Source organism: Bradyrhizobium sp. 190 (assembly GCF_023073415.1).
Classification (GTDB): Bacteria; Pseudomonadota; Alphaproteobacteria; order Rhizobiales; family Xanthobacteraceae; genus Bradyrhizobium.
In genome coordinates this window covers 22,097-37,810 of the sequence record NZ_JADPJL010000065.1, presented here as the reverse complement: position 1 = coordinate 37,810, position 15,714 = coordinate 22,097, and the positions used below count along the sequence as shown (strand labels likewise).

13 protein-coding genes are annotated in these 15,714 nt (G+C 62.8%); 10 read left to right on the top strand and 3 right to left on the bottom strand.

The window, feature by feature from the left end:
- Window positions 1-44: 44 nt before the first annotated feature.
- On the bottom strand, window positions 45-1,373 hold the full coding sequence (locus IVB22_RS32040; protein ID WP_247521161.1) for a dicarboxylate/amino acid:cation symporter: 1,329 nt from the start codon (window positions 1,371-1,373) through the stop codon (window positions 45-47).
- Window positions 1,374-1,673: 300 nt separating this feature from the next.
- On the opposite strand from IVB22_RS32040, the gene IVB22_RS32035 reads away from it, so the two are divergent.
- Together IVB22_RS32035 and IVB22_RS32030 are read left to right on the top strand one after the other, a co-directional pair.
- On the top strand, window positions 1,674-3,053 hold the full coding sequence (locus tag IVB22_RS32035) for a hypothetical protein (protein ID WP_247521160.1): 1,380 nt from the start codon (window positions 1,674-1,676) through the stop codon (window positions 3,051-3,053).
- Window positions 3,054-3,847: 794 nt separating this feature from the next.
- A complete protein-coding gene (locus IVB22_RS32030; RefSeq protein WP_256467486.1) occupies window positions 3,848-4,741 on the top strand; it encodes a ferritin-like domain-containing protein in 894 nt (297 codons plus the stop codon).
- A gap of 101 nt (window positions 4,742-4,842) precedes the next feature.
- Here IVB22_RS32030 and IVB22_RS32025 read toward each other — a convergent pair whose 3' ends face one another.
- A complete protein-coding gene (locus IVB22_RS32025) occupies window positions 4,843-6,030 on the bottom strand; it encodes a pyridoxal phosphate-dependent aminotransferase (protein WP_247521158.1) in 1,188 nt (395 codons plus the stop codon).
- 250 nt (window positions 6,031-6,280) lie between these two features.
- Between IVB22_RS32025 and IVB22_RS32020 the strand changes: the two genes are divergently transcribed.
- The 3 genes from IVB22_RS32020 (at window position 6,281) to IVB22_RS32010 (ending at window position 9,534) form a co-directional block, all read left to right on the top strand.
- A complete protein-coding gene (locus tag IVB22_RS32020) occupies window positions 6,281-7,684 on the top strand; it encodes a M48 family metalloprotease (protein ID WP_247521157.1) in 1,404 nt (467 codons plus the stop codon).
- A gap of 110 nt (window positions 7,685-7,794) precedes the next feature.
- Complete coding sequence (locus tag IVB22_RS32015; RefSeq protein WP_247521156.1) at window positions 7,795-8,562, top strand: DsbA family protein; 768 nt, start codon at window positions 7,795-7,797, stop codon at window positions 8,560-8,562.
- 204 nt (window positions 8,563-8,766) lie between these two features.
- Window positions 8,767-9,534 (top strand): DUF1236 domain-containing protein, encoded by a 768-nt coding sequence (locus tag IVB22_RS32010; protein ID WP_247521155.1) that lies wholly within the window; start codon window positions 8,767-8,769, stop codon window positions 9,532-9,534.
- A 93-nt stretch (window positions 9,535-9,627) separates the two neighbouring features.
- On the opposite strand, the gene IVB22_RS32005 is transcribed toward IVB22_RS32010, so the two are convergent.
- Window positions 9,628-10,635 carry a helix-turn-helix transcriptional regulator gene (locus IVB22_RS32005; protein ID WP_247521154.1) on the bottom strand — a complete coding sequence of 336 codons (1,008 nt, stop codon included), beginning with the start codon at window positions 10,633-10,635 and terminating at the stop codon, window positions 9,628-9,630.
- Window positions 10,636-11,013: 378 nt separating this feature from the next.
- Between IVB22_RS32005 and IVB22_RS32000 the strand changes: the two genes are divergently transcribed.
- The 5 genes from IVB22_RS32000 (at window position 11,014) to accC (ending at window position 15,656) form a co-directional block, all read left to right on the top strand.
- On the top strand, window positions 11,014-12,300 hold the full coding sequence (locus tag IVB22_RS32000; protein ID WP_247521153.1) for a YadA-like family protein: 1,287 nt from the start codon (window positions 11,014-11,016) through the stop codon (window positions 12,298-12,300).
- A 47-nt stretch (window positions 12,301-12,347) separates the two neighbouring features.
- Window positions 12,348-12,941: a hypothetical protein gene (locus IVB22_RS31995; protein ID WP_374207760.1), complete on the top strand. Its 594-nt coding sequence runs from the start codon at window positions 12,348-12,350 to the stop codon at window positions 12,939-12,941.
- Between the two features lie 302 nt (window positions 12,942-13,243).
- Window positions 13,244-13,711: a type II 3-dehydroquinate dehydratase gene (aroQ, locus tag IVB22_RS31990; RefSeq protein WP_247521152.1), complete on the top strand. Its 468-nt coding sequence runs from the start codon at window positions 13,244-13,246 to the stop codon at window positions 13,709-13,711.
- A gap of 74 nt (window positions 13,712-13,785) precedes the next feature.
- Window positions 13,786-14,274, top strand: coding sequence for an acetyl-CoA carboxylase biotin carboxyl carrier protein (accB, locus tag IVB22_RS31985; protein WP_247521151.1), 489 nt, complete (start codon window positions 13,786-13,788; stop codon window positions 14,272-14,274).
- A 23-nt stretch (window positions 14,275-14,297) separates the two neighbouring features.
- Complete coding sequence (gene accC, locus IVB22_RS31980) at window positions 14,298-15,656, top strand: acetyl-CoA carboxylase biotin carboxylase subunit (RefSeq protein ID WP_247521150.1); 1,359 nt, start codon at window positions 14,298-14,300, stop codon at window positions 15,654-15,656.
- The last annotated feature ends 58 nt before the right edge of the window (window positions 15,657-15,714 follow it).

Here is a 15,714-nt window from a genome sequence, read left to right as displayed (position 1 = left end):
CCCGGCCAAAACCGGGCGGTTTTTTATTTGCATCGCGCTGGGTGCTATCCAGCCGTGATCGCGGTCTCCACGTCGGACGGATCAATCTGCTTGTTTAGATTGGCGTGCAGCTTGTCCTTGTCGAGTTCGCCTTCCCACCAGGACACCACCACGCAGGCAACGCCGTTGCCGCACAGATTGGTCAGCGCGCGGCACTCGCTCATGAACTTGTCGATGCCGAGAACGATGGCCATGCCCGGCACCAGCCGCGGATCGACCACGGCGAGCGTCGCAGCCAGCGTGATGAAGCCGGCCCCGGTAACGCCGGACGCCCCCTTCGAGGTCAGCATCGCGACCAGCAGGATGGTGAGTTGCTGGCTGAAGGAGAGATCGAAGCCGAGCGCCTGCGCGATGAACAGGGTCGCCAGCGTCATGTAGATATTGGTGCCGTCGAGGTTGAACGAATAGCCGGTCGGCACCACGAGGCCCACCACCGACTTGGAGCAGCCGAGCCGCTCGAGCTTTTCCATCAGGGACGGCAGCGCGCTTTCTGAGGACGACGTGCCGAGCACGATCAAAAGCTCGTCCTTGATGTAGGCGAGGAACTTGAAGATCGAGAAACCAACCATGCGCGCGATCACGCCGAGCACCCCGAACACGAATAGCGCCGCGGTGACGTAGAAGGTCGCAATCAGCCCGACCAGGTTCAGGATTGCGCCGGTCCCGAATTTTCCGATCGTGAACGCCATCGCGCCGAACGCGCCGATTGGCGCAGCCTTCATCACGATGGCGATGACGCCAAACACGGCATGCGCCGCATCGTCGATGAATTCGCGGATCGTATGGCCGCGCTCGCCGAGGCCCATCAGCGCAAAGCCGAACAGGATCGAGAACAGCAAGACCTGCAGGATTTCGCCCTGCGCGAAGGCGCCAACCACCGTATCGGGAATGACATGCAGGAAGAAATCGACGCTCTTCTGCGCCTCGGCCTGCCTGGCGTAGCCGGCGACGGCTTGTGCATTCGCCATGCCGCCGCCGAAACCGTGACCGGGCTTGACCAGATTGCCGACGAGCAGACCGATCACCAGCGCAAAGCTGGAGACGACCTCGAAATAAACCAGCGCCTTGACGCCGATCCGGCCAACCTTCTTGGCATCTTGTATATGGGCAATTCCGGATACCACGGTGCAGAAGATGATCGGCGCGATCACCATCTTGATCAGCTTGATAAAGCCGTCGCCGAGCGCCTTGATCCAGTCGTTGGTTGCAAGCGCAGGCCACAGCCAGCCGAACAACGCGCCGAGTACAATGGCAATCAAGACCTGAACATACAGGACCCGGTACCAGGGCTTTGCCACACTCGTGGGCGCTTCAATCGCAATCGTTGCCGCCATGACGTTTACTCCCGTCAAAGGTCGCAGATCAATCGCGCCTGCGCCAATTCGCCGCACCTAGCCAAAGTCCTTTGTGACAGCGGAGTCAATGGTGTTGCGGGGACGGCGAACAGTCAGATCACCTCCGTCCAAAGGAGAATATTTTTCCCGTCGGCGCGGCGCGGTGGAACGAAAACGCGGGTGGCTGCGCGCTAATCCAGACACGCGGCGAATGTGCGGTTAGGCGGCTGTGTTCGCTCCGGTTTGGAGCAAAACATCTCGGCATACGTTAGCTGCTGAGCCGGTTACCGCGAGGTCGCCATGCTGCCGCGCGTGTTGGTGACGATAACGATCGCCGTCCTCCTGCTCTCCCCTGCGGCGGCGCAAGAACCGCGCGCGCTATTCGACCTGCCGCAGCTCGCCCCTTGCGGCTCAACATCCCATCCGCGCCTGCCTGAGAAATGGCGGGGTACTTATCTGATGGCGCCGTTCACTAAAGCGCAGCTCGTGCTTGCCGAAATCGTCGCCGACGCCGCGCTCTCCGCGATGCGAGTAAGACTTCATGGTGTCAGGCGCGGGTCGCTGGACTTGTTCGTTGCCGGCAACCGGACGTATGTCCTCAAGTCGGAAGGCTCCACAATCAAGGAGTGCCGCGCTTTAGGCGATACCGGCTGGCGGCCGCTTGCGAGAGACTGGCTTGCGCCGCAATCGCAATGCACGGGCTCAGCGCCGATCGGCGAGACACTGGTTGAATGGTGGAAAACTCCGATCGCTCCAGAGCCTGCAAGCTATTGGCTGTGGTTCAAGACATCGGATCAAACGCCGTTTCGTCTCGTCTTCCCGTTTGCAAGCGATCAGCTTCCACCATTCAGCGGATATGCGCTCAGCTATCAGGTTCGATTCGACACATTGGACGAAACAGGTCTTGCCGAGATCGATGCCGCCTGCAGACAGGCCAAACCGACAATGACCGGAAATCCGGTGCGCGCGCTGAATACCCTGATCGATAAAATATCGCAAGCGCGCCAACTTGCGCAGACCGAGATCAACCGGGTGATGCCCGAACTCCAGGCAGATTGTCCTGCGGTCCCTTTTGCCGAGTGGCCCGAGAGGCTCGCGATCACAGGCGTGATGACCCCTTTCGATTCGGACGAAAATCCGTACCCGGCCGAAGTGCTGTATGACTGGACCGTGCCGGCCCAACGCACCCGCACGTTCGGCGGACCGGAAGCCGACATCACGGTTCAGGACTCACTGCTTCTGGACCCGCACGGCTACACGGTCACGCATTATCGTGACCGGCCTCTGGTCTGCAGGCCAGTCTTGCCCGGCACCATCCGTCCCGGTTGGGCGGCCCGCGCTCCCTGCGAGTGCGCAGCGACAATCAACGGCACGACCGCCTTGTCGCCCTATGGAACGGCTCGAATTCTGGTGTGTCCACTCGCAAGTCCGCGCGTCGCCTGGGCCTGGTACGCTCTCTCCGGGCGACCCACCGCGTTCATGGTGACTTCATTACGAGGTGACGAGGGAAAACGCCTCTTCGCGGTGCTCGACTATCGCGCGTGGCTTCCGGGCCATTCGTTCTCGCGCTCCGTATTTGGCAAGCCGCCACAATGTGCAATTGCTTCGCATTCGCGGGCCACTCAATCGCGATTGACGCGGTGCTCCACATGCCATCTCGGTCCCGCGTATTCACGTTGACCCGCAGGAACGCGGGCAGCAATCGCGCGTTCGCTTTTGGGGTGAGTATCACTGCAAATGGAGGAGCAGATGAGAAAGCTAACATTGATACTTGCTGCTGCCGGCTGTGTCGGCCTTGCGGCGCCCGCAGTCGCTATCGAGAGGTCGGTTGCGAAGCAGAACGGATCACAGGTCGCAAGCTCGGACCTGAGCGGAAAGAGCGCTATCAGCGAATTTTCGGCACAGAAACAGAAGGCAAAGAAAAAATCGGCGAATAACCGCAGTTCGTGGGGCGGATAGGGTGATGCGTCGGCTCTCGCACTCTTAATGAGCTGGCCGATGCTTCACTGGCGGTAATTCGAAAAGCCGTGATGTTCCTCGCCGAGATCGGCGTAGGCCTTCCGGCCATGGTTGGTTCTGTTTCATGACGATGCAGTCTTTCCTTGGTCGGCAGCGCTTCGCTGCTTTGCATCCGCGGCGCTTGTCGGACCCCATGGATCTGTTCGGCCCTTGGTGGATCGCAGCCGTGATCTAGCGCGGCGCCTGCCACGCTCTCGGCTATGTTCACGTCGACGTGCGGCCCGCTGTGAGAGGCACGCATCCTCGCGGTCATGACGTAAGCCAAACGGCCAAATCACGACTGCAACGAAGCGTCACGAAATCGTGCTGCTTGGATTTGAAGTCTGCTTGGAACGTGCCATGCGGCCTCACGTTGTGCGCGTCAAGCATCGCACCGGTGCCGAGGTCGCGCCCCATAGCGTCCTTATAGCGGTGAAGAGGCGCGGCCCCTCAATCAGAACAGAGGAGGTTACGCCATGGAGTCGTTGCGTATTTCGCGCCGGCAATCAATCGCCGGCCTATCAGTCGCTGGCCTCGCAGGCTTACTCATTCCGCAGGCCTATGCCCAGCAGAAGCGAGAGACGACCGGCGTTGGAATCGGCCCGAAGGGGGCCGCGATCGACGACGAGGACATCTTCACCTTCGCTCTGAATCTCGAATACATGGAAGCCGAGTTCTATCTGCGCGCTACGACCGGCAAGGGTATCAGCGACGCCGATGCCGGGATGGACGGTGGTCGGGTGGTGGGTGGCCACGAGGCCCAATTCAAGGAGAAGGCGATCCGCGAGTTCATCGAGGAGACGGCAGAAAACGAACTGGCTCACGTTCGCTTCTATCGCAAGACGCTCGGCAGAAACGCCATTTCGCGGCCGGCGATCGATTTCGACGCAGGCTTCAAGGCTGCCGCCCAGGCTGCCGGACTGCCCGCCGATTTCGACCCCTTTGCCGATGACATGTCGGTCCTGCTCGGCGGCATGCTGTTCGAGGACGTCGGCGTGACCGCATATGCCGGCGCGGCACCGCTGCTCAAGAAAAAGGAATTCGTGCAGGCGGCAGCCGGGATCCTTGCCGTTGAGGCCTACCACATGGGAATGGCCCGCTCCCAGCTCTACATGATGGGCGAGAAGGCATGGGAAGCCGCCAACGCAATTTCGGATGCGCGGGACAAAATTGACGGGACCCCTGAAAAAGAAGACCAGGGAATCAGGGTCGACGGCAAAGCCAACTTCGTGCCTTCAAACCCCGATGCGATTGCCTTCACCCGTACGCCACAAGAGGTTCTGCATATCGTCTACCTGACGGAAAAGGCCGGCGTCAGCAAGGGCGGCTTTTACCCGAACGGAATGAACGGACAGCTCAAGAGCACCTGATACTCCCCGTTTGCGCGTGCGCGGATCGGCCGCCGCAAGGCGGCCGATCTCGTCGCGATTCGCCGACATAATCCGAAATTGACCAGGTTCAAACCCGAGCCCTAGCGAAGCCAACGTGCGATGCGCGTCACCGCTTCTCGCATCTCGTCAGCCGAGCGCGCGTAGGAGAAACGAATGAAACTGCGGCCGTGGATCGGATCGAAATCGACGCCCGGCGTCACCGCCACGTGCGCCTTCTCCAGCATGCGGCCGGCAAACTCGAAACTGTCGGAAGTAAAATCGGAAACATCGGCGTAGAGGTAGAAGGCGCCATCCGCGGGCAGGAACTTGGTGAGACCGGCCTTCGGCAGCCCCTCGATCAGGATGCGGCGGTTCTCCTGATAGCCGCGCTTGATCGCCTCCATCTCCTCGCGGCCTTCGAATGCCGCTTCGGCCGCGATCTGCGACAGCGTCGGCACCGAGATCGACAGGTTCTGCTGCAGCCGTTCGATCGGCCGCACCAGAGGCTCCGGCACCACCATCCAGCCGACCCGCCAGCCGGTCATGCAGAAATATTTCGAGAACGAATTGATCACGAGCGCATGCGGCGAAAGCTCTGCCGCCGTCACCGCCGGAAACGCATAGTCGAGGCCGTGATAGATCTCGTCGGAAATGAAGCGGATGCCCGCGCCTTCCGCCGCATTGATCAGGCCGGTGAGCGCCTCGCGGGACATCATCGTTCCCGTCGGATTGGCGGGGCTGCCGACCAGCACGCCCTTCAGCGGCGTCTTGCGATGCGCGGCCAACAAGGCCTCGCCCGTCAACGCATGACGCGTCGCGCTCGATGTCTCGATCAGCACCGGCTCGCAACCGAGCGCTGTCAGGATATGCCGGTACGGCGGATAACCCGGCACCGTAACCGCCACCCGGTCGCCCGGCTCGAACATCGACAGAAACGCCAGAATAAAACCGCCAGACGAGCCGGTCGTGATCACGATGCGTTCGGGATCGACGGCACAGCCGTAAGTATCGCGGTAGTGTTTTGCGATCCGCGTCCGCAGCGTGGGGATGCCGAGCGCAGAGGTGTAATCGATCCGCGCCGCATCGAGCGCGGCATGCGCGGCCGCGATCGCGACCTTCGGCGCCGACGCCGCCGGCTGCCCCACTTCCATATGAATGACATGGCCGCCGGCCGCCTCGATGCGGGCCGCGGCCGCCATCACGTCCATCACCATGAAGGGCGGAACGTCGCTCCGTGCCGAGGGCGTCAGCAGCGCCGTCGCGCGATCTCTAAGTGTCGATTCCAGCATCGATATCTGCTATTTCCATGGGCGCGCGCCGAATTCAGGTTCCCGAACCGGTTACCGCCCCAGACTGGCCGTATTCGGTGGCTTGTTATAGCGTTTTCAGGCGACGTGGTACCGGGTTCACGCAGTGATACCCCGGCTCGGCTGAAGAAACGCGTTGAAACAACAAACTGGGAACCGTTTCTGATCTAATCGGAAACCGAACCGCCGTCCGGGCAAATCCAGACGCATCACCAATCGCCAAAGACTGCTCATGCTCCGCATCGCCTTACGCAAGAAACCACTGAAACTGACCGCGCTGATGACAGCCGTCGCGCTTGCCGTTGCGCCGATGGCGGCTGTGGCGCAGCAAAACAAGGGTCCGCCGGTGCTCCGCGATACCGAGACGGAGCAATTGCTGCGCGAATATACGCGGCCGATCCTGCGCGCCGCCGGTATGGAAAAACATAACATCCAGATGGTGATCATCAACCAGGGCGTCTTCAACGCCTTCGTTGCCGACGGCCGCCGCATCTTCGTGAACTACGGCGCAATCATGCAGTCGGAGACGCCGAACCAGATCATCGGCGTGATGGCGCATGAAACCGGCCATCTTGCCGGCGGTCATCTCGCCAAGATGCGCGAGCAGATGGCGCAGGCCCAGACGCAGATGATCATTGCCATGCTGCTTGGCGCTGGCGCGATGGTGGCGGGCGCGCAAGGCGGCGGCGGCAACAGCGGCCTGGCGAACGCCGGCGCCGCAATGTTCTCGGCTCCCGGAGAAATCATCCGCCGCAACCTGCTCTCTTACGTGCGACAGCAGGAGGAAAACGCCGACAAGGCCGGCGTGAAGTTTCTGAACACCACCGGCCAGTCCGCCAAGGGCATGTACGAAACTTTCAAGCGCTTCACCGACGAGAGCCTGTTCGCCGCGCGCGGCTCGGACCCTTACGTTCAGTCGCACCCGATGCCGGCTCAGCGCGTCGCCGCGCTGGAAGAACTTGCAAGGTCGAGTCCTTATTGGGACAAGAAGGACGACCCTGCCCTGCAGCTGCGCCACGACATGGTGCGCGCCAAGATCTCGGCCTTCATGGAGCGGCAGGAGACCGTGTATCGGCGCTATCCGCTGTCCAACAACAGCCTGCCGGCGCGCTATGCCCACGCGATCTCGACCTATCTGCACGGCGACCTGCGCAGCGCGCTCACCCAGATTGATGCCCTGATCCAGCAGCAGCCCAACAATCCCTATTTCCACGAAGTGCGTGGCCAGGCATTGCTGGAGGGCGGCAAGCCGCAGGAGGCGATTGCGCCGCTGCGCAAAGCGGTAGCGCTCTCCAACAACTCCCCGCTCATCGAGATGCTGCTTGGGCAGGCCCTCGTGGCAACCGGCAACAACGCCTATACCGACGAGGCGATCGCCATCCTGCGCGCGGCGGTTGCGCGCGAGACCGAAGCGCCGATCGGCTACATCCAGCTCGCAATGGCCTATGGCCGAAAAGGCGACTACGCGCAGGCCGATCTGGCGTCGGCCCAGGCCGCCTACCTCCGCGGCGACAGCAAGACTGCGCGCGATCTTGCATCGCGCGCGAAAACGCGCTTTGCAATCGGGACGCCGGGATGGGTCAAGGCTGACGACATTGTGAGCGCCAAGCCGATGCCGGGCCAGAAGAGCAACTAGAAATATACCGGGTTCCGCTATAATCGGACCTGACCACCACGGACCAATATATCTCCAGGAGCCGGCCTTCAGCAGAATTGCCCGGGAACCCGCCGCACAAGGATTTACCGATGCCCTCGTTCCGTCTTCTCATTCCCGCATTGCTCGCTTTGGCGCTCTGCGGCGCGCCGATGCCCGCTTCCGCGCAGAGCTTCACCGACACCCAGCGCGGCGACATCGAGACCATCATCCGGAATTACCTGATTGCACATCCCGAAGTGCTCGAAGAGGCGATGACCGAACTCAGCAAGCGTCAGGCCGCGGCGGAAACCGCCAAGCATGAAGCCGGCGTCGCCAAGCATGCGGACACGATCTTCAACTCGCCGCGCAACGTCACGGTCGGCAACAAGGACGGCGACGTCACCTTCGTCGAATTCTTCGATTACAATTGCGGCTACTGCAAGCGCGCGATGCTGGACATGATGGAGCTGATGAAGGGCGACCCGAAGCTGAAGGTCGTGCTCAAGGAATTTCCGGTGCTGAGCGCGGGCTCGGTCGAAGCCGCCCAGGTCGGCGTTGCGGTACGCATGCAGGATCCGACCGGCAAGAAATATCTCGACTTCCACCAGAAGCTGCTCACCGGCCGCGGCGCCGCCGACAAGGCGCGAGCGATGGCCGTTGCCAAGGAAGTCGGCCTCGACATGACGAAGCTGGAGAAGGATCTGGCGAGCGCCGAAGTGCGCAACACGCTCGAGGAAAATTTCAAGCTCGCTGAAGCGATGGGCATGAACGGCACGCCGAGCTACGTGATCGGCAAGCAGGTCGTGATCGGCGCGGTCGGCGTCGAGAACCTGCGCGAAAAGATCAACAACGCCCGCTGCGGCAAGGCGACGTGCTGAGGCGAGCTTTACACATTGCGATGAAAAGGCCGGCTCAAAGCCGGCCTTTTTCTTTGCGGCATTCTGCGGCGCCGCGGTTCATCTCGCGTTCACAAAACAAACTCGACGGAACCGACAACTATCAGGAACATCAGGTAATTCCTTTCGTTGATAGCGTGGGCAATGCAGATACGTGAGGAGACTTCGATGACTAATCGTTTCTTAATGACGGTCGCGGCAGCGGCCCTGATCGCCGGAACCGGCTTTGCGAATGCGCAAGGCACCGGCATGGGACGCGGCGACGCCGGGTCGGCCGGTTCCGGGGCGCAGCAGCAGAGCGCGCCTTCTGACCGCGGCGGCGCGTCGTCGGGCACAATGCAGCGCGATAGCGGCGGCAAGTCCGACATGAAGTCCACGCAGTCCGAGCAGAAGTCGATGGGCGGTGAAAAGAACCAGCGCGTCGAAGACCAGAAGAAGGGCGGCAAGGACATGAAGGCCGAGGGCAAAGAGGACCGCGGCGGCATGAAGTCCGAAAAGGGCCAGACAACCGGCCAGGGCACGATGCAACGCGATCAAAGCACGACGCAGCGTGACCAGACCCAGCGTGACCGTGACCAGACCACCACCCAGGGTCGCGATCAGCCGAGCCGCGACCAGAAGGCTCAGGGTCAGCAGGACCGCACGCAGACTCAGGGCGGAGCCGCGGGCCAAACCACGACGGGCCAGGCCGGCGCGGGCGGGAAGCTCTCGACTGAGCAGCGCACCCAGATCACCAGCGTGATCAAGGAGACCCGCGTTCAGCCGGTGACGAACGTGAACTTCTCGGTTTCGGTCGGCACCCGCGTACCTCGCGACGTGAGCTTCCATGCGTTGCCGCCGCGAGTCGTAACGATCTATCCGGAATGGCGCAGTTACAAGTACATCCTCGTCAAGGAGCAGATCGTGATCGTGGATCCGGACACCTACGAGATCGTAGCGGTTCTGGAATCCTAACAGCGCGGCTTTCCGCAAGACATCAGGGCGGGCAGAAATGCCCGCCCTTTTTTGGTCGGCCAGGCTCCACTCAACAAGATACCCGGCTTCGCTTCACTTCTGCAGAAGCAGCCGCACGAGTTCGGCCTGGCGACGTGATCCTGTCTTGTCAAAGATCCTGGACAGATGGCTGCGCGCCGTCCCGACGGTGATGCCGCGTCTGTCAGCGGCGGCCTGGCGGCCATCGCCCTTGACTATCTCAAGCGCGAACGCTGCCTCTGCCGGCGTGAAACCGAACCGTCGACATAATTCTTCAACGCGTGCCTGGACCTCCCTTTCGGGATCGGAGACAAGCACGATCGCGATCGCATGTTCCGAACAAGTCCAGGGCATGATGGCCGTTGCCGTTTCCTGCTTTACCGGCGTCACGACAACATCAAGCGGCAACCGACCCGCTTCACGGGGCAGCGCGAGTTCGCCGCCAGAACCGGTTACGGCACCGGCATCGCCAGCGCATGACTTGATCAGCCCGTGCAACGCGCGTGCGGCGTCAGCATCGGATGCGGACACAGCGCCGGCTTCGAGCCGCAGGCCATCGCGAGCATCGAGCAGCGCACGGGCCGCGCGATTGACGAACAGCGGCCGCGCCTTTGCGTCGACAAGCACAAAACCCTGTTGCAATCCGTCGAGGCCGGTTAGCGTGCGCTCGTTTGCGATCGTCAGATGATACACACGGCGCTGCAGCGCGACCGCGCGAACGAGATGCTGCGCCAGCGCCGCGAACAAACGTTGCTGGCTGCTGTGAAAGGGCGATTGGTTCAGCAGTCCGTGGCTCGCAATGTGCCCCGAGGCCGCACCATCGGCAAACAGGTTTGTGACCAGGGGATCGGCGCTGAAACCACCCGGCCGCCACAATTCATTATAAAAGTCGGTACTGGTAAACTCGTCCCTCGAAATGACATCCGCACCGGTAAAGACCTCGCCGGGCCGATAGTTTCCAGTACACGGCAAGGCCGGAATATTCGGCGCCCAGTCGTCAAAGCTGCGCAAGATGTCCGGATCGGTGCGCGGCGCATGCATGCTCACGATACCGTTCGCCGGGTCGTAGAACCCGAACACCACCTGCGGCCCGCCAACGGCATCGCCAATTCTGTTGAGGACGCCGGGCCAGAGCTGCGCGTCGAGCGCGGCATCGTAAATGGATCCGACAAGGTCCAGCACCTTGTCCTCGCCGGATAGTCCACCGCCAGACATTTCGCTCTACCCCAAGCCCTGGCACGAACTCTGGCCCAGGTGTCGTCCTGGCCGCAAGGCTCGATTATGGGCATCAAGCACGATGTTGCCGCGAAGCCTCACTTCGCGACATTCAGCTCAGAATGCTCTCCCTTCGCTCGATGCATCTGACGAACGTCAGATGCGGCCGCTGCATGGCTAGGGGCAAGATCACATCAGGGCAGACCTAACGACAGAATCGAGCCGTCTGCCGTGGGGGCTTTTTGGATGTTTTCTGCACGCGACTTCCGAGCGTGGTTGCTCGCCAGCAGCCTGCTCTCTGGCGGGACGTTGCGAAGCCTGGCCGCTGCGGCCGGGATCGTGACCACCTTCGGCGGCGCGCCGGCCTGGGCGGCATGTTTGTCCACTAACGTCGGCTTTACCGGGACTTGCGCGGCCACGACGGCGTCCGGTTTCAACGCCACTGCGGTCGGACAGAACGCGGTTGCAGCGGGTGACTTCGCCACCGCATACGGCGACAACGCCAACGCGACCGGCGACGCGGCAACCGCGACCGGCCATGGCAGCGATGCGGCGGGCTTCGGAGCGACTGCAACGGGCCAGAACGCCGACGCGACCGGCGACAGCGCGACCGCAACGGGCAACAACAGCCGCGCGATCGGCGCCAATGCAACTGCAACGGGCCAAACCGCCAACGCGGACGGCGTCGCCGCAACTGCAACGGGCCAGAACGCCAACGCGACCGGCGACGCCGCGACCGCAACCGGCGCGAGCAGCTTCGCCAACGGCTCCAACGCTACAGCGACAGGCACAATTAGCATCGCGAACGGGGTGGCCGCGACCGCTACTGGCGTAGCCAGCACTGCGAACGGCAGCTTCGCGACCGCGACCGGCCAAACCAGCGCCGCGATCGGCGTCAATGCGACCGCGACCGGTGCTCAAAGCGTAGCACTTGGCGCCACCGCGAGCGCGTACGGCCACGGTAGCAACGCCACCGGCGACGCCACCACCGCGATCGGCCAGGCGAGCCAAGCCACAGCCACCGGCGCGACCTCGCTTGGTGCCGGCGCCACCGCGGCGTTCGCCAATTCGACCGCCATCGGCAACGGCGCCACGACGACCGCCGCCAATCAGGTCTCGATCGGCACGGCGTCGAACACCTACCGGATGTCCGGCATCACCTCGGCGGCGAGCCTCGCTGCGCAATCTGGCCCGACATCGCTGGTGACCACCGACGCGGCCGGCAATCTCGCGGCAGCAGGTTTCAGCGGCCAGGATATCTCCCTGCTGCAATCAAACGTGGCCACGCTGCAGACGCAGATGCGCCAGGCCTTCGAGGGAACGGCGATTGCCATCGCCATGGGCGGCTCCGTCCTGCCGTCGGACAAGAAGTTCGCGATCTCGACGAACTGGGGCACCTTCCGTGGGCAGAATGCCATGAGCCTTGGAGCGCAGATGCGCTTGAACCAATATGTGGTGCTCAATGGCGGCGTCGCCGCCGGCTTCGCGCAAGGCGGCGTCGGCGGGCGGGCCGGCATGACCGTCGCATGGTGACGAAAGGGTGGTTGGTAACGGGCAAGCGACGTGGCTGGCGAGTTCTCATGTTTGTGGCTGTCATGGCTGCAACGGCTTCTGCTAGCCACGCGCAGGCGCCCTCGCCCGCGTCGGCGCCGAAACCCGCGCAGATCGATCGCAACGGCGTGCTGATCCTGATCAGGTCGTCGTTACTCGCGCTCGATCAGGCCAACAAAACCGGTAACTACACCGTGCTGCGCGACATCGGCGCACCCGGCTTTCAGAGCAACTCGGCGGCACGGCTAGGCGAAATCTTCGCCAAGCTGCGCAACGACAATCTCGATCTCTCCGGCGTCGCCGTGATCGATCCGCAGCTCAATCTGCTGCCGCAGATCGAGGCCAACGGCCTGATGCGTATGGCGGGTTTCTTCCCCTCGGTGCCGACCCAGGTCAATTTCGATCTGTCTTTCGCGCCGGTGAACGGGCAGTGGCGGCTGTTCGGCATCTCTGTCGGCGTCGGATCGTCCGCACCCGCCGCGCCTGAGCCGCCCTCGCCGCCGATTGCGCAGAGACCCCCTCCTCCGAACCACGCCAAGCAGGCTGCATCAGCAAAGCCCGCGCCCGGAATCAAGCCCACGGCGCCGGAGAACAAGCCAACCGCCAACCAGCAACCTAAGTAGACCGGGCGCGCGGTTCGACCTGCAATGCAAGCTGTTCCACCTCGGGCAGCACAGTTTCCACGGCGAGCTCGCCGAAAGCCGGCGGCGTCCGGGCCACTGGTAAGAGGGACAACGCCCTGCCGGTTTCCTCGACGGCTCGCCCTTTAACATTGGTTAATGAGCGATTTCCGTAGGTTCCGCGGGGCTTTTTACGAACCGGATGAGGCATTTGGGGCCTGTTCAGAACCCCCAGAAGGCTTCCCCTTCGGCCCGTTGTTACCTATAACCCCGCGACCTGCCCGCCCCCCTTTACTGGAATTCGGATGGCCCAAGCCTCTGCCGCGACGATCTATGTGCTCAATGGCCCGAACCTCAACATGCTGGGGGTGCGGGAACCGGAAAAGTATGGCCATGCGTCGCTCGCCGATGTCGAAAAGCTTTGCGTGGAAACCGCAGCGCAATTCGGCCTGAAGGCCGATTGCCGCCAGTCCAACCGCGAAGGCGAGTTGATCGACTTCATCCACGAGGCGCATGCCAAGAAGGTGGTCGGCATCATCATCAACGCCGGCGGCTATTCGCACACCTCGATCGCGTTGCACGATGCGCTGGTCGCCGTGAAAATCCCGACGGTGGAAGTGCATATCAGCAACATCCACGCCCGCGAAAGCTTCCGTCATCACTCCTATACGGCCATGGCCGCCTTTGCATCGCTCTGCGGCTTCGGCATCGACGGCTACCGGCTCGCAATATCAGGCCTTGCCGCCAAACTCGGCGCCAAGTCCAAAACCTGACTTCAAAACCTGACGTCGAACGACATCAAGCCTGACGCTTCCGTCACCCACATCGAGAATTCCGGATCAAGAGCATGGCCCGCCAGCCCGACAACAAGTCAGCGGACAAATCAGCCGCAAATCTGAAGAGCGACGACAGCGCGCTCATTCGCGAACTCGCGCTGTTGCTGGATGAGACCAGCCTGACCGAGATCGAAATCGAGCGCGCCGGCCTGAGGGTGCGGGTCGCGCGTAACATCACCGTATCGGCGGCGATGCCGGCGGGATTCCAGCCGGCGCCGGTTGCCGCGGCGGCAGTCCCCGCGGCGGGTGCCGACCTGGCCAAGCATCCGGGTGTGGTCCCCTCGCCGATGGTCGGTACCGCCTATTGGGCGCCTGAGCCCGGCGCCAAGCCGTTCATCGACGTCGGCAGCAAGGTATCGGCCGGGCAAACTCTGCTGATCATCGAAGCGATGAAGACGATGAACCAGATCCCGTCGCCGCGCGCGGGCACGGTGACGCAAATTCTCGTCGAGGACGGCCAGCCGGTCGAATTCGGCGAGCCGCTCGTGATCATTGAATAAGTTCGTCAACGTCAGGCGCAGCGATGTTCGATAAGATTCTGATAGCCAATCGCGGCGAGATCGCGCTCCGCGTGCTGCGCGCGTGCAAGGAACTCGGCATTTCCACCGTCGCCGTGCATTCCACTGCGGACGCCGACGCCATGCATGTGCGGCTCGCCGACGAGAGCGTCTGCATCGGACCGCCGCCGTCGAAGGACTCCTATCTCAACGTCCCCGCACTGCTCGCAGCCTGCGAAATCACCGGCGCCGATGCCGTGCATCCCGGCTACGGCTTCCTGTCGGAGAACGCCCGCTTCGCCGAAATCCTCGCCGAACATAACCTGCATTTCATCGGCCCGAAGGCCGAGCATATCCGCCTGATGGGCGACAAGATCGAGGCCAAGAAGACCGCCAAGCGGCTCGGAATCCCGGTCGTTCCGGGCTCCGACGGCGCGGTCTCGCCCGACGACGACGCCCTGGCGATCGGCAAGGCGATCGGCTTCCCCGTGCTGGTGAAGGCGGCCGCCGGCGGCGGCGGACGCGGCATGAAGGTAGCACGCTCCGCCGACGACCTGATGATGGCGCTGTCGACCGCGTCCAACGAGGCCAAGTCGGCGTTTGGCGACGCTTCGGTCTATCTCGAAAAATACCTGCAGAAGCCGCGCCACATCGAGATCCAGATTCTCGGCGACGGCCGCGGCGGCGCGATCCATCTCGGTGAGCGCGACTGCTCGCTGCAGCGCCGCCACCAGAAGGTCTGGGAAGAAGGCCCCTCGCCGGTTCTCGCCGCCGCCGCCCGCGCCAGGATCGGCGAGACCTGTGCCAAGGCGATGCGGGACATGAAATATCTCGGCGTCGGCACCATCGAATTTCTCTACGAGGATGGCGAGTTCTACTTCATCGAGATGAACACTCGCATCCAGGTCGAGCATCCCGTCACCGAGAGCATCACCGACATCGACCTCGTGCTGGAGCAGATCCGCATCGCCGCTGGCGGCGACCTGCCCGCGAAGCAGGAAGAGATCACCATCATCGGGCATGCCATCGAATGCCGCGTCAATGCGGAAAACCCGCAGACCTTCCGCCCGTCGCCCGGCAGGATCACGCAATTCCACCCGCCCGGCGGGCTCGGCGTGCGGATCGATTCCGCCGTCTATCAGGGCTACGTCATTCCGCCTTACTATGACTCGCTGGTCGGCAAGCTGATCGTGCACGGCAAGACTCGCGCCGAATGCCTGATGCGGCTGCGCCGGGCGCTCGACGAGATGGTGGTCGACGGAATCGAAACCACCCTTCCGCTGTTCCGGGCGCTGGTCCGCGAGGCCGACATCATCAACGGCGACTACCACATCCACTGGCTCGAGCAGTACCTCGCCGGCCAGCCGGTGGACGGCAAGACCTGAGTGAAAACCTCCTGAAATATTCGACGGCGCATGGAACCGATGGGTTCCATCGCACGTT